This is a genomic window from Variovorax sp. GW460-12-1-14-LB1 (genome assembly GCF_059423605.1).
In genome coordinates this window covers 38,321-56,987 of sequence record NZ_JBWKYF010000025.1, presented here as the reverse complement: position 1 = coordinate 56,987, position 18,667 = coordinate 38,321, and the positions used below count along the sequence as shown (strand labels likewise).

Annotated in this window: 9 protein-coding genes; 6 read left to right on the top strand and 3 right to left on the bottom strand. The window is 71.5% G+C overall.

The annotated features are described in order from the left end of the window. Positions 1 to 7 precede the first annotated feature (7 nt). The 6 genes from AC07Y4_RS15065 (at position 8) to AC07Y4_RS15040 (ending at position 16,966) form a co-directional block, all read left to right on the top strand. The gene (locus AC07Y4_RS15065) at positions 8 to 553 is read left to right on the top strand and encodes an RNA polymerase sigma factor (protein ID WP_495274796.1); all 546 of its coding nucleotides are present in this window, start codon (positions 8 to 10) and stop codon (positions 551 to 553) included. Between the two features lie 73 nt (positions 554 to 626). Continuing rightward, positions 627 to 1,592, top strand: a complete 966-nt coding sequence (locus tag AC07Y4_RS15060) for a FecR family protein (RefSeq protein ID WP_495274795.1) — start codon at positions 627 to 629, stop codon at positions 1,590 to 1,592. A 139-nt stretch (positions 1,593 to 1,731) separates the two neighbouring features. Beyond that, positions 1,732 to 14,343 carry a filamentous hemagglutinin family protein gene (locus AC07Y4_RS15055; protein ID WP_495274794.1) on the top strand — a complete coding sequence of 4,204 codons (12,612 nt, stop codon included), beginning with the start codon at positions 1,732 to 1,734 and terminating at the stop codon, positions 14,341 to 14,343. A 13-nt stretch (positions 14,344 to 14,356) separates the two neighbouring features. Continuing rightward, complete coding sequence (locus AC07Y4_RS15050; RefSeq protein WP_495274793.1) at positions 14,357 to 14,914, top strand: RNA polymerase sigma factor; 558 nt, start codon at positions 14,357 to 14,359, stop codon at positions 14,912 to 14,914. 60 nt (positions 14,915 to 14,974) lie between these two features. Next, positions 14,975 to 15,202 (top strand): hypothetical protein, encoded by a 228-nt coding sequence (locus AC07Y4_RS15045; protein ID WP_070061133.1) that lies wholly within the window; start codon positions 14,975 to 14,977, stop codon positions 15,200 to 15,202. Positions 15,203 to 15,340: 138 nt separating this feature from the next. Then, positions 15,341 to 16,966: a phospholipase D family protein gene (locus AC07Y4_RS15040; protein ID WP_495274792.1), complete on the top strand. Its 1,626-nt coding sequence runs from the start codon at positions 15,341 to 15,343 to the stop codon at positions 16,964 to 16,966. A 12-nt stretch (positions 16,967 to 16,978) separates the two neighbouring features. Here AC07Y4_RS15040 and AC07Y4_RS15035 read toward each other — a convergent pair whose 3' ends face one another. The 3 genes from AC07Y4_RS15035 to AC07Y4_RS15025 all read right to left on the bottom strand — a co-directional run bounded on the left by AC07Y4_RS15035 (position 16,979) and on the right by AC07Y4_RS15025 (position 18,650). Then, the gene (locus AC07Y4_RS15035; RefSeq protein ID WP_495274791.1) at positions 16,979 to 17,485 is read right to left on the bottom strand and encodes a murein hydrolase activator EnvC family protein; all 507 of its coding nucleotides are present in this window, start codon (positions 17,483 to 17,485) and stop codon (positions 16,979 to 16,981) included. Positions 17,486 to 17,598: 113 nt separating this feature from the next. Then, entirely contained in the window at positions 17,599 to 18,087 is a 489-nt protein-coding gene (locus AC07Y4_RS15030; RefSeq protein ID WP_487849370.1) for a CreA family protein, read from the bottom strand. A gap of 11 nt (positions 18,088 to 18,098) precedes the next feature. Beyond that, the gene (locus AC07Y4_RS15025; protein ID WP_062480276.1) at positions 18,099 to 18,650 is read right to left on the bottom strand and encodes an NUDIX hydrolase; all 552 of its coding nucleotides are present in this window, start codon (positions 18,648 to 18,650) and stop codon (positions 18,099 to 18,101) included. Positions 18,651 to 18,667: the final 17 nt, after the last annotated feature.

Here is an 18,667-nt window from a genome sequence, read left to right as displayed (position 1 = left end):
CACCGCCATGCCCGAGAACGCGCTGCCCGCGTTGCGCGACTTCCTGGTCGCGCGCTACGACGAGCTCAAGCAGCGGCTCGCGCGGCGGCTGGGCAACGCCGAGCGCGCCGGCGACGCGCTGCAGGACACCTGGCTGCGCCTGGAAAGCCGCGACGACATCGACGGCGTGCACGACCCCGCCGCCTACCTGCTGCGCGTGGCCGTCAACCTGGCCTACGACCAGGTCGCGAAGCAGGGGCGCCTGGCCACGTCGGACGAGATCGAGGCGCTGCTCGACGAAACGCCCGACCCCGCGCCGGGGCCCGCGCAGATCGCGCAGGACCGCGCGGAGCTGGCCACGCTGCGCGCGCTCATCGAGCGCCTGCCGCCACGGCGTCGGCAGGTGCTGGTGATGGTGCGCTGGCAGCACCTGCCGCAGCGCGAGGTGGCGGCGCGGCTCGGCATCTCGCTGCGCACGGTGGAGAAGGAGCTCAAGGAAGCGCATGACCACATCGCCGCCCGCATGGGCCGGGCGGACCGCACACCCGACGCGAAGGAGCCGCATGAAAAATAAAGTGCGGTTCACCGCCTCGAGAGCCGTCTCATGGGTATGCGACATCTTTCAACGCGCGCGGGTTGACGCCCCGATGACCCCGTCCGACGCCCACGCCCAGGCCTTGCGCGAAGCGCAGGCATGGCTGCGCCGGCTGTCGTCCGGCGCGGCCACGCAGCACGACGTCGAGGGCTTTCGCCGCTGGCGCGATGGCAATCCCCTGCACCAGCCTGCGCTCACGCAGGCCCGGCGCCTGTGGCAGGCGCTCGACCCGGCCATCGGCGGCATGCCGGCCGAGGTCCAGCGAGCTCCCGTGCTGTCGGCGCGGCCGGTGGCTGCGCGCCGCGCGTTCCTCGGCGCGGCGGTGGGCGCGGCCGGGGCCGCGGGCGTGGCGGTGGTCTCTCCGCCGCTGGGCCTGTGGCCGTCGCTCGGCGAGTGGAACGCCGACTACCGCACGGCCACCGGCGAGCAGCGCGCGGTGCAGGTGGCCGAGGGCGTCGACCTGGTGCTCAACACGCAGACCAGCGTGCAGCGCCGCAGCGTCGAGGGCCGCGTCGTCGGCATCGACCTGATCGCGGGCGAGGCGGCGGTCGATCTGGTGGCCGGGCCGCAGCCCTTCGGCGTCGTGGCGGGCGCGGCCCGCAGCGAGGCGCAGGCCGGCCGCTTCGAGGTGCGCTACCTCGCGGGCCGGGGCTGCGTGACCTGCCTCGAAGGGCGCGTGCGCGTCACGCACGCGAAGGGCACGCGCGAACTGCAGGCCGGCGAGCAGGTGCTGTACGACGCGGGTTCGCTCGGGCCGGTGGCGGCTGTGGCCACCCGCGAGGCCTCGGCCTGGCGCAGCGGCGTGCTGGTGTTCCGGCAGACGCCGCTGGCGCACGTGATCGAGGAGATCAACCGCTATCGGCCGGGCCGCGTGGTGTTGCTGGCGCAGCGCCTGGCCGGGCGCGAAGTCAGCGGGCGTTTCGCCATCGCTTCGCTCGACACGGTGCTGGTGCAGATCCAGCGCTCGTACGACCTTGAAGTGCGTGCACTGCCGGGCGGCGTGCTGCTCCTTAGCTGATGAATGTGACAGCCTGATTGGCCCTCGCGTGCACTCAGGATTGGTCCAAAAAGTTAGCGGTTTTGTTTGCGTCTGTCGGTCTGTCCAGTAAGGGGCACGGATTCCGTGCCGGTGCATTTCATTCTTTACTGGGCGTCAGATGAACACACACGAGGGACACCGCAGCCGCCGCCAGGGCGCTGCCGTGCAGGCGAGGAGCTTCCGGATTTCGCCGCTGGCACAGGCCATGGCGCTGGCACTGGCCGCCGGAGCCGCCGCCGCGCCGGCCCATGCGCAGCGCGCCTTCAGCCCGAGCTGGTTCAACGCCAAGGGCGCGGCGCAGGCCACGGCCACGGCCACCGGCCTGATGCCCAACGGGCTGCCGGCGGCGCAGCTCACGAGCCCGCTCGCGCAGCAGCAGCGCGCGAGCGAGCAGCTGCAGCAGTCCATCGGCAACCTGAACCTCGCAGCGCGCGGCATCGCGGCGCAGCAGGCGGCACAAGCGGCCGCGCGGCGCGCCGCGCAGAACGACCCCTCGGTGCCCGACGGCCTGGCCGAAGGCGGCCTGAAGGTCGACACGAATTCGCTGACTGCCGGCTGGTCGAATGCGCGCGCGCTGACCGGCGATTCGCAGCGGCAGGTCGACGGCCGCACGGTCGTCACCGTCGAGCAGACGGCCGACAAGGCCATCCTGAACTGGGAGACTTTCAACGTCGGGCGCAACACCACCGTGGCCTTCGCGCAGCGCAAGGACTGGGCGGTGCTCAACAAGGTGAACGACCCGCAGGCGCGGCCTTCGCAGATCCAGGGGCAGATCAAGGCCGACGGCACGGTGATGGTCGCCAACCGCAACGGCATCGTGTTCAGCGGCAGCAGCCAGGTCGACACGCGCAACCTCGTGGCCGCGGCGGCGCAGATCGACGACGCGCAGTTTCAGGCCCACGGCGTGTACGCCAACGGCAGCGCGCCCAACTTCAAAAACGCGCAAGGCCGTGTCGAGGTGCAGCCCGGCGCACGCCTTTCCACGCCCGCGCCGGGCTCGGCCACGCAGGGCGGCGGCTATGTGCTGCTGCTGGGCAGCGAAGTGCACAACGCCGGCGAGATCGCCACGCCCGGCGGGCAGACGATGCTCGCGGCGGGCGACCACTTCACCATCCGCAAGGGCGTGGGCACCGACGGCAACCTGGGCTCGACCACGCGCGGCAACGAAGTCGCGGTGACGCTGGACACGAACAGCCCGGCGGGCACGGTGCGCAACACCGGGCTGATCCAGGCGACCACCGGCGACGTCACGCTGGCCGGGCGCGAAGTGGTGCAGGGCGGCGTCGTCCTTTCCAGCACCTCGGTCAACGCACGGGGCACGGTGCATCTGAACGCGATTGGCGCCACGGGCAAGGTCGCGCTCGGCGAAGGCAGCACCACCGCCATCGTGCTCGACACCGGCGGCGCGACCGCGCTCGACAGCCAGCGCGCCGGGCTCATGGCGCCGGCGGTCCAGCTGGGCACCGGCAGCATCGTGCTGGCGGGCAACGACCGCCGCGACCTGTCGCGCGTCGAAGTCGCCAGCGGCGGCACGGTCGAATTCCAGGCCGGCTCGCTCACGCTGGCCACCGGTGGCCAGGTGGTGGTCGACGCGAAGCAGCGCAGCCTCGTGCGCGAGGGCGCACGCATCGACGTGTCGGGCGCGGTGGGCGTGAAGCTCGCGATGGAATCCAACAACATCAAGATCAACGTGCAGGGCAACGAGCAGCGCGATGCGCCGCTCAACCGCGACAGCAAGAACCTCAACAACAACGACCTGTGGATCGACCGGCGCTCGCTGGTCTTCGTGCCCGGCGGCACCGGCGGCTACCAGGGCGAGCGCTGGTACACCGGCGGTGGCCTGCTCGAGGTGGGCGGCTACCTCGGCACGCAGGCGCACGGCGTGGGCGAGTGGATGGCGCAGGGCGGCGTGGTGGGCTTCAGCGGCGGCGAGCTGGTCACGCAGCGCGGCGCGAGCATCAACATCTCGGGCGGCACGCTCGACGTGCTCACGGGCAGGCTCAACCAGAGCTGGCTCAAGGGCGCCGACGGGCGGCTGTACGAAGTGTCGAAGGCGCCGGGCGACCTGCGCTACACGGGCGTCTACAAGGGCTTCGAAGACGAGCACGCGCGCTGGGGCAAGAAGACGACGGGCTTCTTCTACAACCCGCTGATCGGCCCGCAGACGCGGCTGGAAAGCGGCTACACCGTGGGCCGCGATGCCGGCCTGCTCATCGTCGGCACCCAGGCCGCGGTGCTCGAAGGCGCGATCGTCGGCGAGACCTTCCAGGGCGACCGGCAGACGCAGGCGCGGCAGGCCGGGCTCGATGGCTACCAGCAGTCGACCGGCGCGGCGGCGCAGCGCGGGCAGCTCGTCGTGGGCCGCTACGACGCGTACTACGACAAGACGGCCGGTGCGATCCACCGGCGGCTCGATGCAGCGGGCATCAAGAACGTGGTGCTCGGCGACACGGCCGAAGGCATTGCGGCGGGGCTCGACCTCTCGACGGTGTTGCCCGCGGAGCGCCGCGACACGCTGGTGCTCGATGCGACGCAGCTCAGCGGCTTTGGCCTGGGCGCGGTGCGCATCGCGGCCACCGACAGCATCGCGGTCGACAAGGCGCTGCAGGTCGGCGACGGCGGCCACCTCGTGCTGTACAGCCCGAACGTGAAGGTCAACGCCGACCTCGTCGCGCGCGGCGGCGGCATCCAGCTGGGCAACGTGCTCGAACAGGTCAGCCTCAACTACCTGAAGGACACGAGCACGCTCACCGCGCCCGACGGCGGCACGACCTCGGTGGTGCTCGCGGGCGGCGCGACGCTCGACACCCGCGGCCTGTGGACCCATCTGCTGACGAACCCGGCCGACGCGGGCGGCGTGGCCTACCGCAACGGCGGCAGCGTGTCCGTGCGCAGCACCGGCGACGTGGTGCTGGGCACCGGCAGCGTCATCGACGTGTCGTCCGGCGCGGCGCTGTTGTCGAAGGCCAAACAGCAAGGCGGCAAGGGCGGCAGCGTCACGCTCGAGGCGGACGGCTTCAACACGGGCAGCGGCCATGTCGCGCTCGACGGCGCGGTGCTGCGCGGCCACGGCGTGGACGGCGGCGGCACGCTGACCGTGCAGACGATGCGCGTCGCCATCGGCGACACCTCGGGCACGGCGCAGGCCGACACGTTGATGCTCGACGCCGGCTTCTTCGACAAGGGCTTCAGCCGCTATGCGCTCATCGGCAACCACGGCCTCACCGTGGCCGACGGTGCGCGGATCGACGTGACGATGCCGGTGTACCGCTTCGGCGCCCACGCGCAGGACATCGCCACCGGCAGCCGTCCGGCCGACGCGCTCGAGGTGTGGACGCCGCCGCTCTACCAGGAAGACGCCACCCAAGCGGTGCTCACGCAGCGCAAGGGCGCGAGCCTGTCGCTGCAGGCCGGCACGACGACCACGCTCGCCAAGGAGCTGCCGACGGTGCAGGCCGTGGTGGGCAAGGGCGCGGCGATTCATGTCGACCCGGGCCAGGCCATCGAGGTGCGCAGCGCCGGCCAGCTCACGGTGGACGGCACGCTGCGCGCGAACGGCGGGCGCATCGTGCTGAAGACGGTGGACATCACCGACCTCGAGGCCGACATTGCCAATGCAACGGCCCATGCCCGCTCGATCTGGATCGGCGGGCAGGCGGTGCTCGATGCGTCGGCACATGCGGCCACCGCCACCGACACCACCGGCAAGCGCTACGGCCTGGTGCGCGACGGCGGCAGCATCGTGGTCGGCGGCGAGATCGATCCGGTGGGAAGCAAGGCCACCGCGTCGCAGAACTTCGTCGTCGTGCGCCCGGGCGCGTTGCTCGATGCCTCGGGCACGCATGCGGTGCTCGACGTGCCCGGCCTGGGCGCCACCGATGTCGCCAGCAACGGCGGCAGCATCTCGCTCGCGTCGTACAACGGGCTGCAGCTGGACGGCACCCTGCGCGCCGTCGCGGGCGGCGAGCGCGCGGCCGGCGGTACGCTGGCCGTGGTGCTCGGCACGCCGGGCCTGCGCCTGCACCTGGACCCGCTGCAGCAGGCGGAAGACCGCGTGCGCCGGCACCGCGTGCTGGTGCTGGGTGTGGAACAGGGCGCACCGCTTGCGCCCGACACTCTGCAAGCCGGCGTCGACGACGGGGCCCTCGCCTACGGTCAGGGCCGGCTGGGCACCGACACGGTCCGGCGCGGCGGCTTCGATACCCTCTCGCTGTTTGCAGGCTCCACGCTCGCCTTCGAAGACGGCGTCGACCTGCGCATGCGGCAGGGCCTGCAGATCTACGCCGGCGGCCTCGCGCTCGGCACGAACGCACCCGATGACGCGCACGTGGCGCTGTCGGCCGCGCACGTGCGGCTGGCCGGCGCGATGCCGTCGTTCACGCGTGAAGTCCTGAGGGCGCCCCTCGCCGAAGGCGGTGTGGTGCGCGTGCCGTCCGGCGCCCGCCTCGATGTGGCCGGCGACCTGATCGACATCCGCGACGGCATGGGCTTCGGCGTCAATGGCAAGGTCCCCGTGCTCGACAGCGCGAGCGAGTCGCCCACGGTCGACCTGGCCGCCTTCGGCCATGTCACGCTGGCCAGCACGGGCGACATGCGCTTTCTGCAAGGCCGACAGGACGTCGGCGTTTCCACGAGCCTGGTCGTGCCCGGCAGCCTGACCCTGCGCGCCGCGCAGATCTACCCGGCCACGGGCGTGGTGGCGCTGGTGTCCGCGGGCCTGGCGCCGGACGGCACCTACCGGCCGGACACGGTGCTGCGCATCGAGGGCACGGGTGCGAGCCCGGAGGTGCCGTACTCGGCCTTCGGCGACCTGTCGCTGCGCGCCGGCGTCATCGAGCAGGGCGGCGTGGTGCGGGTGCCGCTCGGGCAGCTGACGCTCGGCGATGCGCTCACCACGCAGGTCAGGCTGCTGCCAGGCAGCCTCACCTCGGTGAGCGGCGAGGGGCTGGATATGCCCTATGGCGGCACGGTCGACGGCATCAACTACCTGTACGACGGCAAGCAGGTCAAGCTCACCGGCGTGGGCGCGGGCGACACCTACAAGCGCAACCAGACGATCGGCCTCACGTTCATGGGGGCCAGTGTGCAGGGCCAGGAAGGCGCCACGCTGGACCTGTCGGGCGGCGGCAACCTCCGGGGCGCGGGCTTCGTGAGCGGACGCGGCGGCTCGACCGACGCGCGCTTCAGCCCGCTGATGCAGGTCGGCGCCCGCGGCGGCTTCACGCTGCCGGGGCTCGCGACCAACCCCGTGTATGCCATCGTGCCCGGCGTGCAGCCGGCAGTGGCACCCACCGGCGCGGAGAAGGGCGCGGTCGATCCGCTCGTGGGTCAGCACATCACCATCGGCGCCGGCGTGCCGGGTCTGCCCGCGGGCACCTACACGCTGATGCCCTCGACCTATGCGCTGCAGCAAGGCGCCTTCCGCGTGGAGCTGAACGGCGCGGCCGGCCTGGGCGCGCCCACCGGCACGCTGGCGATGCGCAACGGCTCGTGGCTCACGGCCGCGCAGCTGGGCGTGGGCCGCACCGGCATCGGCGACACGCTGTTCCGTCAGGCGATCGTGACTTCGGGCGAGGTGCTGCGCAGCTACTCGCAATACAACGAGATGGGCTACGGCGACTTCGTGCGCGCCGACGCGCTGCGCGTGGGCGTGCCGCGCGCCATGCTGCCGGCGGACGCGCGCAACCTGCACCTGAAGCTCGCGCCCGGTGCGGGCGCCGAGGCCTTGCGCTTCGACGGCACGGCGCGCTTCCAGGTGGGCGAGGGCGGGCGGGGCGGTTCCGTGGTGGCCACGAGCAGCGAGGAGCAGCTCGGTCTCGAGATCGTCGCGGCCGGCGCGTCGGCGACGGCGGGCTTCCAGGGCGTCACGCTGGATGCGGGCGCGCTCAGTGGCATGGGCGCGTCGCGCCTGGTCATCGGCGGGTTGCAGGGCGCCGACTATGGGCAGAGCGGCAACGTCATCCAGACCGGCGACGGCGGGCAGAGCGTGGTGCTGCGCCAGGGGGCGGTGCTGTCCGCACCCGAGGTGTTCCTGGCCGCGGTGGGCGCGACCGAGGGCACGCCGCTCGGCGTGGTCGTTGAGCAGGGCGCGCGCATCCACACCCTGGGCCGTGGCAAGGCCGCCTACGATGCCGGCGACGGCTTCGTCTACGCCGCGACCGGCCAGATGCTGATGGTCTCCAACGGCCGGGTGAGCACGCTGCCGGTGCCGCAGACCCAGGCCACGTCGGACAACCGCAGCCTGCAGATCGGCGTGTGTGCCAGCGCGTCGTGCAGCGGGCAGACCGAGCTGTATTCCGAAGGCACCATCGCCATGGTGACACCCGACCGCTTCGAGATGAACGAGGCGGTGCGCTACGGCACGCGCCACCTCACGCTGGCGGTGCGCGGCATCAACGTGGGCGACAGCGCCGCGCTGGCCGCCGCCGCGCAGAACCACACGCTGCCTCCGGGACTGGCCATGAGCCAGGCCCTGCTCGACCGCCTGCTGCGCGGCGACCGGCAGTACGGCGCGCCCGCGCTCGAAACGCTGGAGTTGAGCGCCAGCGGCGGCGTCAACTTCTTCGGCACCGCGGCGCTGGACACCATCGACCCCGCCACCGGCAAGGCGACGATGGCGCAGCTGGTGCTGGCCACGCCCGCCATCTACGGCCAGGGCGGCGCGGGCGACGTGGCCACCATCCGCACCGGCCGCCTGGTGTGGCAGGGCGCGACCACGGCGCCGTCGGCCGTGGTGCTCGGTGGCGCGGGCACCGGCGGCGGCACGCTGAACATCGAGGCCGAGCACATCGAGTTCGGCTACGGCCCCCACAGCCAGCCGAGCGGCCTGGAAGACGCGGGTCGCCTGGTGCTGGGCTTTGCCGACGTGAACCTCAAGGCCTCCGAGCGCGTGAGCGCCAACCACAAGGGCAGTCTCTCGGTCTACCAGTCGCAGGGCGCGTACGAAGCGGGCAAGGGCTACGCGTACAGCGGCGGCAACCTGAGCATCGTGGCGCCGCTGCTGACGGGCGAGGCGGGCTCGGTGAACCGCATCACGGCGGGCGGCACGCTGCGCGTGGCCGCACCCGCGGGCGCGCCGGCGGCGGCCACCGGCGATGCCGCGCTGGGCGCCGAGCTGAGCCTGCGCGGGCGCGACGTGACGCTCGACACCGCCGTGGCGCTGCCCAGCGGCAAGCTCACGCTGGGTGCCGAAGGCGACCTCGTGCTGACCGACCGCGCGGTGCTCGACCTGTCGGGCCGCCAGGTGGTGTTCAACGACGTGAGCAAATACAGCGCCGGCGGCGACGTGGTGCTCGAAAGCCTGCACGGCAACCTGCGGCAGGCGGCGGGTTCGGTGATCGACATCTCGGCGAAGAACAACCGCGCCGGCACGCTGAAGGCGATGGCGCTCGACGATACCGCCGGCACGGTCGACCTGCAGGGCCGCATCCTCGGCGCGAGCAGCGGCCACTACGACGCGGGCGGCACGCGGGTGCCGTTCGCGGCGGGCAGCGTGGACGTGCGCGCGCGGCAGCTCGGCGACGCCGAGTTCGCGGCGCTCAACCAGCGCCTGAACGACGGCGGCGTGTTCGGCGCGCGCAGCTTCCAGCTGCGCCAGGGCGACCTTGTCATCGGCGACGGCCTGAAGGCCGGCGAGGTGAACGTGTCGCTCGACAACGGCAGCCTCACCGTCACCGGCACCATCGACGCGAGCGGCGAGCGCGTGGGCCGCATCAGCCTGGCCGCGAAGCACAACCTCACGCTGGCCGGCAGCGCGGTGCTCGATGCGCACGGCCGCACGCTGCGCGTGGACAGCCACGGCCAGATCATCGATTCGCCGAACCGCGCGATGGTCGAACTCACGTCGAACGACGGCCAGCTCACGTTGGCCTCGGGTTCGCGCATCGACCTGCGCCACGGCACCGACGCCACGGTGGGCGGCGAACCGGGTCAGAACGACGGCAGGGCGCGCGGCACGCTGGAACTCAACGCGGGCCGCACCGGCGAGACCGTCGGCGACATCCGCATCGATGCCAGCGGCACCCTCGCCATCGACGGCGCGCGCTCCATCGCCGTGAACGGCATGTGGCGCTACGACGATGCACGCTTCGGCACCGACGCCGCGGCCACCGGCCGGCCCTACCAGGTCATCGACCAGGCGTACCTCGACGCCAAACACCTGCAGAGCACGGCCTTCATCGACCACGCGCTGGCCAACGGCGCGCTGATGAACGGCAAGCTCTCGGGCCTGAACAACGCGCGCTATGCCGACGCCTTCCACCTGCGCCCCGGCGTGCAGATCGTGAGCAAGACACCCGACGGCGACCTGGTGGTGCAGGGCGACATCGACCTGTCGGGCTACCGCTACGCCAGCGCCAATCCGCACACGCAAAAGACCGGCGTGTACGGCTCGGGCGAGGTGGGCACGTTGGCCCTTCGCGCGGGCGGCAACCTCGACATCTTCGGCAGCATCAACGACGGCTTTGCGCCACCGCCCGCCACGCCGGACGACGGCGGCTGGCTGCTGCTGCCGGGCGTCAACCTGCTGCGCGGCGACACCGTGCTGCCGCGCGGCGGCGTGGTGCTGGCCGACGGCACGACCTTCGAGGGGGGCGCCGGCACCCTCAACTACGACCTGCCGATCAAGTCGACGCTCTTCGTGGCCGGGCAGGTGATGCCGGTGGCCAGCGTGCTGGCCAAGGCGCTCGAACTGAAGGTGGGCACGGTGCTGAGCGCCGACGTGCGCAACGCCGCGGGCGCGCTGCTGTTCGCGGCGGGCAGCATCGTGAGCGGCGCCAAGGTGACGCTGCCGGTGGGCACGCGGCTGGGGGCCGGCATGCGCCTGCCGTCGGCGGCCACGCTGTCGGGCGTGGTGTGGCCCAAGGGCGTGCCGCTGCCCGGCGACGGCAAGAAGTTCGTGCTCAACGGCGCCCTCACGCTGCCGCTGGGCGCGCTGCTCCCGGCCGCGACCAACATCAAGCTGCCCGCCGGCGTGACCTCGGTGAACCTGCGCCCGGACGGTGCCGGCAGGCTGTGGGCCGCGGCGGCGATGCTGCCCGAAGGTTCGCAGTCGTGGTCGGTGCGGCTGGTGGCGGGTGCGGACCTGAACGCGGCCGACAACCGCATCGTGCAGGTGCATCCGGCGGCGGGCCGGGGCGACCTGCGGCTGGCGGACAGCCACTACGGCATGTTCGGCAAGCTGAAGCCCGGCGGCGAGGTGTGGAGCGTGGAAGGGTCCATCAACTTCGTGGGCGACGAGAGCATGGCTGGCAAGCCCATCGATTTCGCGGACATCCAGTACCCGGAGCTTTGCGTGGACCTTCCCAGCTATTGCGTCATCGCCGCCCCGGAGTACAGCTACCTGCCGGGCAGCACGCGCTTCAGCGTGGTGCGCACCGGCGCGGCCGATCTCGACCTGCTGGCCGCCGGCAACCTGCGCATGGATTCGCTGTTCGGCGTGTACACCGCCGGCGCCTCGTCGCAGGCCACGCGGGCCGGCGACCCCTACAACCTGCCGCGCGCGGTGGGCGCCAAGGGCACGGTGCTCAACGACGCGAGCGGTGGCTACGAGAAGTTCGTCGATGGCGGCACGCAGAACCTGGCACGCGCCTGGTACCCCGCCTCCGGCGGCAACCTGACGCTGAAGGCCGGCGGCGACCTGACCGGCGACACGATGCTGGTCGCCGGGGGCAGCGGTGCGGGGCGGCCGAACCCCGCCGACAAGGGCTTCAGCAGCGGCGCCATCGGCAATTGGCTGTGGCGCCAGGGCACGGGCGACAGCTTCGGCGGCGCGCAGGACCAGCCCACGGCGTGGTGGATCAACTTCGGCTCGTATGTCGGCACGACCGGGGCGGCCGACAAGTTGCTCGGCTTCACCGGCTTCGGCACGCTGGGCGGCGGCGACCTGCGCGTGGACGTGGGCGGCAACGCGGGCCTGCAGGGACGGCGCGGCGCCAAGACAGATTCGTACGCCGACAGCCGGCGCAGCCAGGGCCTGGTGCTGGCGGTGGGCGGCACCGGCCGTGTGCTGGCCGACGGCAGCCTGAGCCTGACGGGCGGTGGCGACGTGCTCGTGCGCGTGGGAGGCGCCTTCAATCCGCTCCACACGCCCTACGTCGAGGGTGCCGGTGGTGACTCCGACGCCGGGCTCAACGGGGCCATCGTCAACCTTCGGGGCGACGTGCAGCTGCAGGCAGGCACCCTCGGCAGCCTGCCCCGGGTCTATGGGCTCTCCGAGCGGGCGCAGTCGCCCCGCGAGACCCGCGCCTACGACCTCTACACGGCAACCCGCGGCATGGCGCAAGGCGGCATCGTGTTGGCCCCGGGCGATGCGAACTACACGCTCGCCACGCGTGGCGACCTGGTGGTCAAGGGGGTGATCGATCCGACGCGCGTCGACCTCCCCAATGCCACGCCGTTCAGCGCCAACGGCCTGGCAGGACAGGGCCAGAGCTGGTTCACCCTGTGGACGCCGCACACGGCCATCCGCCTCTTCGGCGCAGGCGGCAACCTGGTGCCGGTGACGGGTGGCGCGGGCGTACCCGTGACCGACTCGGCCTTCGTGTACCCCTCGATCCTGAGTGCGGTGGCCGCCAGCGGCAGCCTGTTTTATGGCGATGCGGCGACCTTCGACAACACCGGCTCGGGCACGCCGCTGGTGCTGGCGCCCTCGGCCCACGGCATGCTGGAGTTCCTGGCCAGCGACTCGATCTATGCGGGAGGCAACACCGTGAGCCAGTCGGGCGCGGCGGCCTCTGCGCTGGCGACGCCGCGGCGTCCGGCGTTCCAGGGCACCGCCAGCGACGGCACGTTGCTAGGCAACCTGTCGGGTGGCAACAACCTGGCCGGCGGCGGCGTGCGTCCGCTGTTCGCCTTCGGCCCCAACACGGTGTCGGGTGAAGCGGTGGGCACGCAGCCGGCGCGGTTCTACGCCGTGCACGGCGACCTGGTCGGCGTGAGCAGCGGGCGCATCCTGCGCTTCGGGCCTGACGATGCGACGCGTGCCGGCCAGACCTGGTACGAGGGCGCGCAGCCGGTGTGGATGATGGCCGGGCGAGACATCGTGGCGAGCGGCACGCCCATCGGGCAGGCCGAGGATTCGGGCGGCATTGCACAGGCCTACTTCGCGAGCAGCGGCAACCTGTTCGCGCACCAGAAGCCGGGCGACATCTCGGTGGTCTCGGCGGGCCGCGACATCCTGTTCAGCACCTTCAACGTGGCCGGCCCCGGCACGCTGGAGATCACGGCCGGGCGCGACATCCGCATGGAGAACAGGGCCTCGGTCAGCAGCCTCGGCGCGGTGGTGCCGGGCGACAGCCGGCCCGGTGCGGGCATCGCGATGTTGGCCGGCGTGGGCGCCCATGGGCCCGACTACACGGGCTTCGCGCAGCGCTACCTCGATCCGGCCCACCTCATGCAGAGCGGCCAGCCGCTGGCCGACCAGGCCGGCAAGGTGGTGAAGAACTACAACCGCCAGCTCACGCTGGGCGACTGGCTGCGCGCCGAGCATGGCTACAGCGGCGACGACAACGGCGCGGCGGCCTGGATGGCGCAGCAGCAAGCCCGCCTCGACGCGGACACCGGCACGCCGCGCCGCGTGCTCGCCAACGACTACCGGCAGGCGAGCCAGCTGTACCTGGTGAACTGGCTGGAAGCCTCGCAGGGCTACAGCGGCAAGGGCGGCGCACAGGAGGCGCTCGCCTTCTTCAACGCACTGCCGCCGGAACAGCAGCGCAGCTACCTGCGCGGCGTGTACTTCGCCGAGCTGAAGGAGGGCGGGCGCGAATACAACGACGAGGCCGGCGTGCGCTACGGCAGCTACCTGCGCGGGCGCAACGCCATCGCGTCGCTGTTCCCGGGAACGAGCTACAGGGGCGACATCACGATGTTCGGCGCGGCCGGCATCAACACGCTGTTCGGCGGCGACATCGCGCTGCTCACGCCGGGCGGACGCCAGGTGTTCGGCATCGAGGGCGCGGCGCCCCAGGCCGTGGGCACGCTGATTCCGGGCGTCATCACGCAGGGTGCGGGCGACATTTCTCTGTACGCGCTGGGCAGCATCCTGCTGGGCCAGAGCCGGATCATGACCACCTTCGGCGGCAGCGTGCTGGGCTGGTCGGCCGAGGGCGACATCAACGCCGGTCGCGGCTCGAAGACGACGGTGGTCTACACGCCGCCCAAGCGCGTGTACGACCGCTGGGGCAACGTGGGGCTGTCGTCGGACGTGCCGAGCACGGGCGCGGGCATCGCCACGCTGAACCCGATTCCCGAGGTGCCGGCCGGCGACATCGACCTGATCGCGCCGCTGGGCACCATCGACGCGGGCGAGGCGGGCATCCGCGTGTCGGGCAACGTGAACCTGGCGGCGCTGCAGATCGTGAATGCCGACAACATGGCGGTGCAGGGCAAGAGCACGGGGCTGCCGGTGGTGGCGTCGGTGAATGTCGGTGCCCTGACCAACGCCAGTGCAGCGGCGTCGCAGGCCACGGCGGCGGCGCAGGACGTGATGCAGCGCGAACGCGCGGCGGCGCGCCAGAGCCTGCCGTCGGTGTTCTCGGTGCGCGTGCTGGGCTTCGGCAACGAGCCCGCGTCCGGCGCGCCCGAGGCCCCCGAGATGCGGCGCAGGCCGGCGGAGCAGGCGAGCTACGACCCGTCGGGCTTCGTCCAGATGGTGGGGCACGGTGCGCTCACCGACGCGCAACTGACGCGCCTGAACGAGCCCGAACGGCGCGGCCTGCCGCGCGGCCGCTAGGCGGCGACGCACCATGTCGCACGCCTGCCTGCTGCCCCGCGGCGATGCCGCGGGAGCCGCCCCTGCGCCACCGGATGTCCAGCAGCTGCTGGTGGCGCACTACGCGCAACTGCACCGGCGGCTGTCGCTGCACCTGGGGTGTGCCGACGCCGCCACCGAAAGCCTGCACGATGCCTGGCTGCGCCTGGCCGATGCGGCCTTCACGGACACCTTGCAGAACCCCGTGGCCTACATCTTCCGCGTGGCGTGCAATGCCGCCATGGACCGCCTGCGCGCCGAGCGTCCCTGGCAGTACACCGGCGAGGCGGACGACACGCTGGCCCAGGTGGCCGATCACGCACCGGGGCCCGAGCTGATCGCCGAGGCGCGCTCCGACCTGAAGGCGGTCGAACGCGCGATGCAGGGGCTGCCGCACCGCCATCAAGACATCTTCGTGGCCTTGCGCGTGCACGAGCTGACGCGGCACGAGGTGGCGGTGCGGCACGGGCTGTCGCTGCGGCGGGTGGATTCCACGCTGCGCCAGGCGCTGCAGCGCCTGCCGACCGGTCGCCGCTCGGACATGCACGCCTGAGCCGTTGCTTTTGTATGCAATGTTTGCAAATGAAAACTAAAGGCCTATGATGAATTCATCATGGACTCCGCCCGACTCGACCTTCACGTGCCAGGTGGCTGGACGGGATGGTTCGAACTCACGCGCACCCCGAAGGGCACCTACGCCGGCATCGCGGCGCTGAGCCTGGACGGCATTCCGCGCTGCGCGCTGGTCATCACCCAGCAGTTGTCGTGGGACTCGGCCGTGGCGCGCGCGAACGTGCGCGCGGAGCACTTCGTGCGGCAGTGGTCCGAGCGCGCGCACTGACGAAGGCATTGGCTGCGCGCTCGCGCCGCGCGTGGTAGAAACCGCCACCCGTGGGCGCGGTCGTGCACCGCGCCGCGCGGCAGCGGCGTTTTTTCACCTTCGCTCCCGTGCCCTTGCCCTCCCTCTTTTCTGTCGTTCATGCGCAACCTGTCCCCCCGGGCTGACGTGCCGCGCGCCCGGTGGTTCGCCTGGCTGCTGTGCAGCCTGGCGATGCTCGTGCTCGCCGGTTGCGCCGGCCTGCCGACCGAGGTGGTGCGCAAGCCCTCGACTGCCATCACCGACGGCGCCGACACCGCGCTGGGCCGGCTCGTGCGGGCCGCCGCGCCGCCGGGCGAGCCGCTCAGCGGCTTCCGCCTGCTGCCGATGCCGCAGTTCTCGCTGCATGCCCGCATCGAGCTGGCGCGCCGCGCGCAGCGCTCCATCGACGTGCAGTACTACCTCGTGCAGAACGACGAGACCGGCCGCTACCTGCTGCGCACGCTGCGCGACGCGGCCGATCGCGGCGTGCGCGTGCGCCTCCTGGTGGACGACCTGTACACGGCGGGCGCCGACCCGCTGTTCACCAGCTTTGCGTCGCACCCGAACGTCGAGGTGCGCCTGTTCAATCCGTTTCCGGCCGGGCGCTCGCGCTTCGGCACGCGCTGGGCGTGGTCGATCCTGGACTTCGACCGCGTGCACCGGCGCATGCACAACAAGCTGTTCGTGGTCGACAACACGATGGCGGTCATGGGCGGGCGCAACATCGCCAACGAATATTTTTTGCGCGACGGCGGCTCCAACTTCATCGACATCGACACGCTGGTGGCCGGCGCCGTGGTGCCCCGGCTGTCCTCGCTGTTCGACATGTACTGGAACAGCCAATACGTCTATCCCATCGAGTCGCTGGTGCCGCGCGGCGGCGAGTCGGCGCAGGCGCTGCGCGAGCGCTTCGACCGGCTCACCACGGGCCCCGAGACGCTGCACCCCGAAGAGCCTGAATCGACCGACCTGCTGGGCCACAACCCGCTGGCCAAGGACCTCAACGCCGGCAAGCTCGCGCTGAGCTGGGCGCGCGCCGAGGCGTATGCCGACGCGCCCGCCAAGGCGCTGGCGCCCACCGACGAAGGGCGCGGGCTGCCGGCCGACCAGGCCGCCGACAGCGTGCTCTACAACGTGCAGCGCTACCTGCGCGGCGCGCAGCACGGGGTGCTGCTGACCACGCCGTACCTGATCCCAGGGCGCGGCGGCATGGAGACGATGCAGATCGTGCGCGGCAACGGCGTGGGCTACACCATCGTCACCAATTCGCTGGCGGCCACCGACGAGTCGCTGGTGCACATCGGCTACCGGCGCTACCGCGCGCAGATGCTGCGCCTGGGCGTGGAGCTGTACGAGCTGAGCCCCAAGCGCGTGGAGCAGACGAAGCGCTTCGGCATCTACGGCTCGGCCAGCGGGCGGCTGCACGGCAAGTCGGCCGTGATCGACGGGCAGGTGGTGTTCGTCGGCTCGATGAACTTCGACCCGCGCTCGGCGCTGCACAACACGGAGATCGGCCTCTTTATCTTCAGCCCGCAGATTGCGCAGCAGCTGACCAGCCTGATCGGTTTCATGCGGCTGGACGGCGCCTACCAGCTGCAGCTGGGGCCGCGCGGCGGCATCGAGTGGGTGAACCCGGCGTCGGGCGACGGGGCGGACACCATCCTGCACACCGAACCCGAGACCCATTTCTGGGCCCGCTGGCGGCTGGAGCTGCTGGCGCCCCTGGTGCCCGAAAGCCTGCTGTAACGGCTTTTACGTTTACTGCTGCAAACGGCCGTTGAGGTACGGCTCGGGATCGACGGCGGTGCCGTTCTTGCGGATCTCGAAATGCAGCTTCACGCGGTCGGATTCGCTGTTGCCCATTTCGGCGATCTTCTGGCCCTGGCGTACCACGGCGCCTTCCTTCACGAGGATGGTCTTCGCGTGGGCGTAGGCCGTGAGGAAGGTTTCGTTGTGTTTCACGATGACCATGTTGCCGTAGGAGCGCAACTCGCCGCCCACGTACACCACGCGGCCGTCGGCCGAGGCCACGATGGGGTCGCCCAGGTTGCCCGCGATGTCCAGGCCCTTGTTGCGCACGCCGTCGAAGCGGCCCACGGTGGTGCCGGCGGCGGGGCGGATGAAGAGCGCCTGGCGCGGTGGCGGCGGCGTGGCGCCTGGAAGAGGCTGCTGCGGCGGCGTGGGGCCGGGCGTGGTGCAGGCGGCAATGCCCCCAGCCACGAGCAGCGTGGCGGCGGTTCGGAAAACAAAAGTCTGAAGGTGCATGACGCTGTTGGAACGGATTCGTTGCGGAGGGTTCCGTCGAAGGCCGACATCTCGGTGTCGGCCGCTCGGACGATGCTAGCAAACTCGCATCGCCGAGCCCTTCAGCAGCCCCTTCACTTGAGCGGGATCGGCGTGCCGCGATCGACCGGCACGGCCGTCACGCTGTTCTTGGGCGAGCCGTCGATCAGCAGGTCGGAGTAGGTCAGGTAGACCAGCGTGTTGCGCTTGGGATCGACCATGCGCACCACGCGCAGGCGCTTGAAGAGCACCGACAGGCGTTCGGTATAGACCTCTTCGCGCTTGGGCAGCGGCTGCGTGATGCTCACCGGGCCGACCTGGCGGCAGGCGATGGAGGCCTCGGCCTTGTCCTCGGCCACGCCGAAGGCGCCGGCGATACCGCCGGTCCGCGCGCGCGAGACATAGCAGGTGACACCGCTGACCTTGGGGTCGTCGTAGGCCTCGACCACGATCTTGTGGTCGGGGCCGATGAGCTTGAAGGCGGTGTCGACCTCGCCGACCGTGTCGGCCTTGGCCGCCGAAGCCGCGAGTGCGAAGCCGAGGCTGGCGCCACAGAGGAGGGTGGCGCGCAGGGTCTTGAGCATGGGGAGATTTTTCAAACGATGCTGAGTTCGTGGACGCGGTCGAAGCTGCCGCGCTTGCGGTCTTCGAAGTAATGTTCGAGCGCCTGGCGCACGGTGCGAAAGGCGATCTCGTCCCAGGGAATCTCGTCCTCGGTGAACAGGCGCGCCTCGATCGTCTCGTGGCCCGGGTCGAAGCGGTCGTCGAGCAGGCGGGCGCGGTAGAACATGTGGACCTGGCCCACGCGCACCACGCTGATCACGGCGAACAGGCCCTCGATCTCGAAGTTCGCGCCGGCCTCCTCGTCGGTCTCGCGGGCCGCGCCCTCGGCGGTGGTTTCCTCGAGCTCCATGAAGCCCGCGGGCAGCGTCCACTTGCCCCAGCGCGGCTCGATGTTGCGCTTGCACAGCAGCACCTTGTCGCCCAGCACGGGGATGGTGCCCACCACGTTCAGCGGGTTCTCGTAATGGATCGTGTGGCAGGCCGGGCACACCGCGCGCTGCTTGGTGTCGCCGTCGTCCGGCACGCGGTAGACCACCGCCGTGCCGCAGTTCTTGCAATGCTTGATGGGTACGCGAAGGAGCATGAAGCGGGACCGCGCGG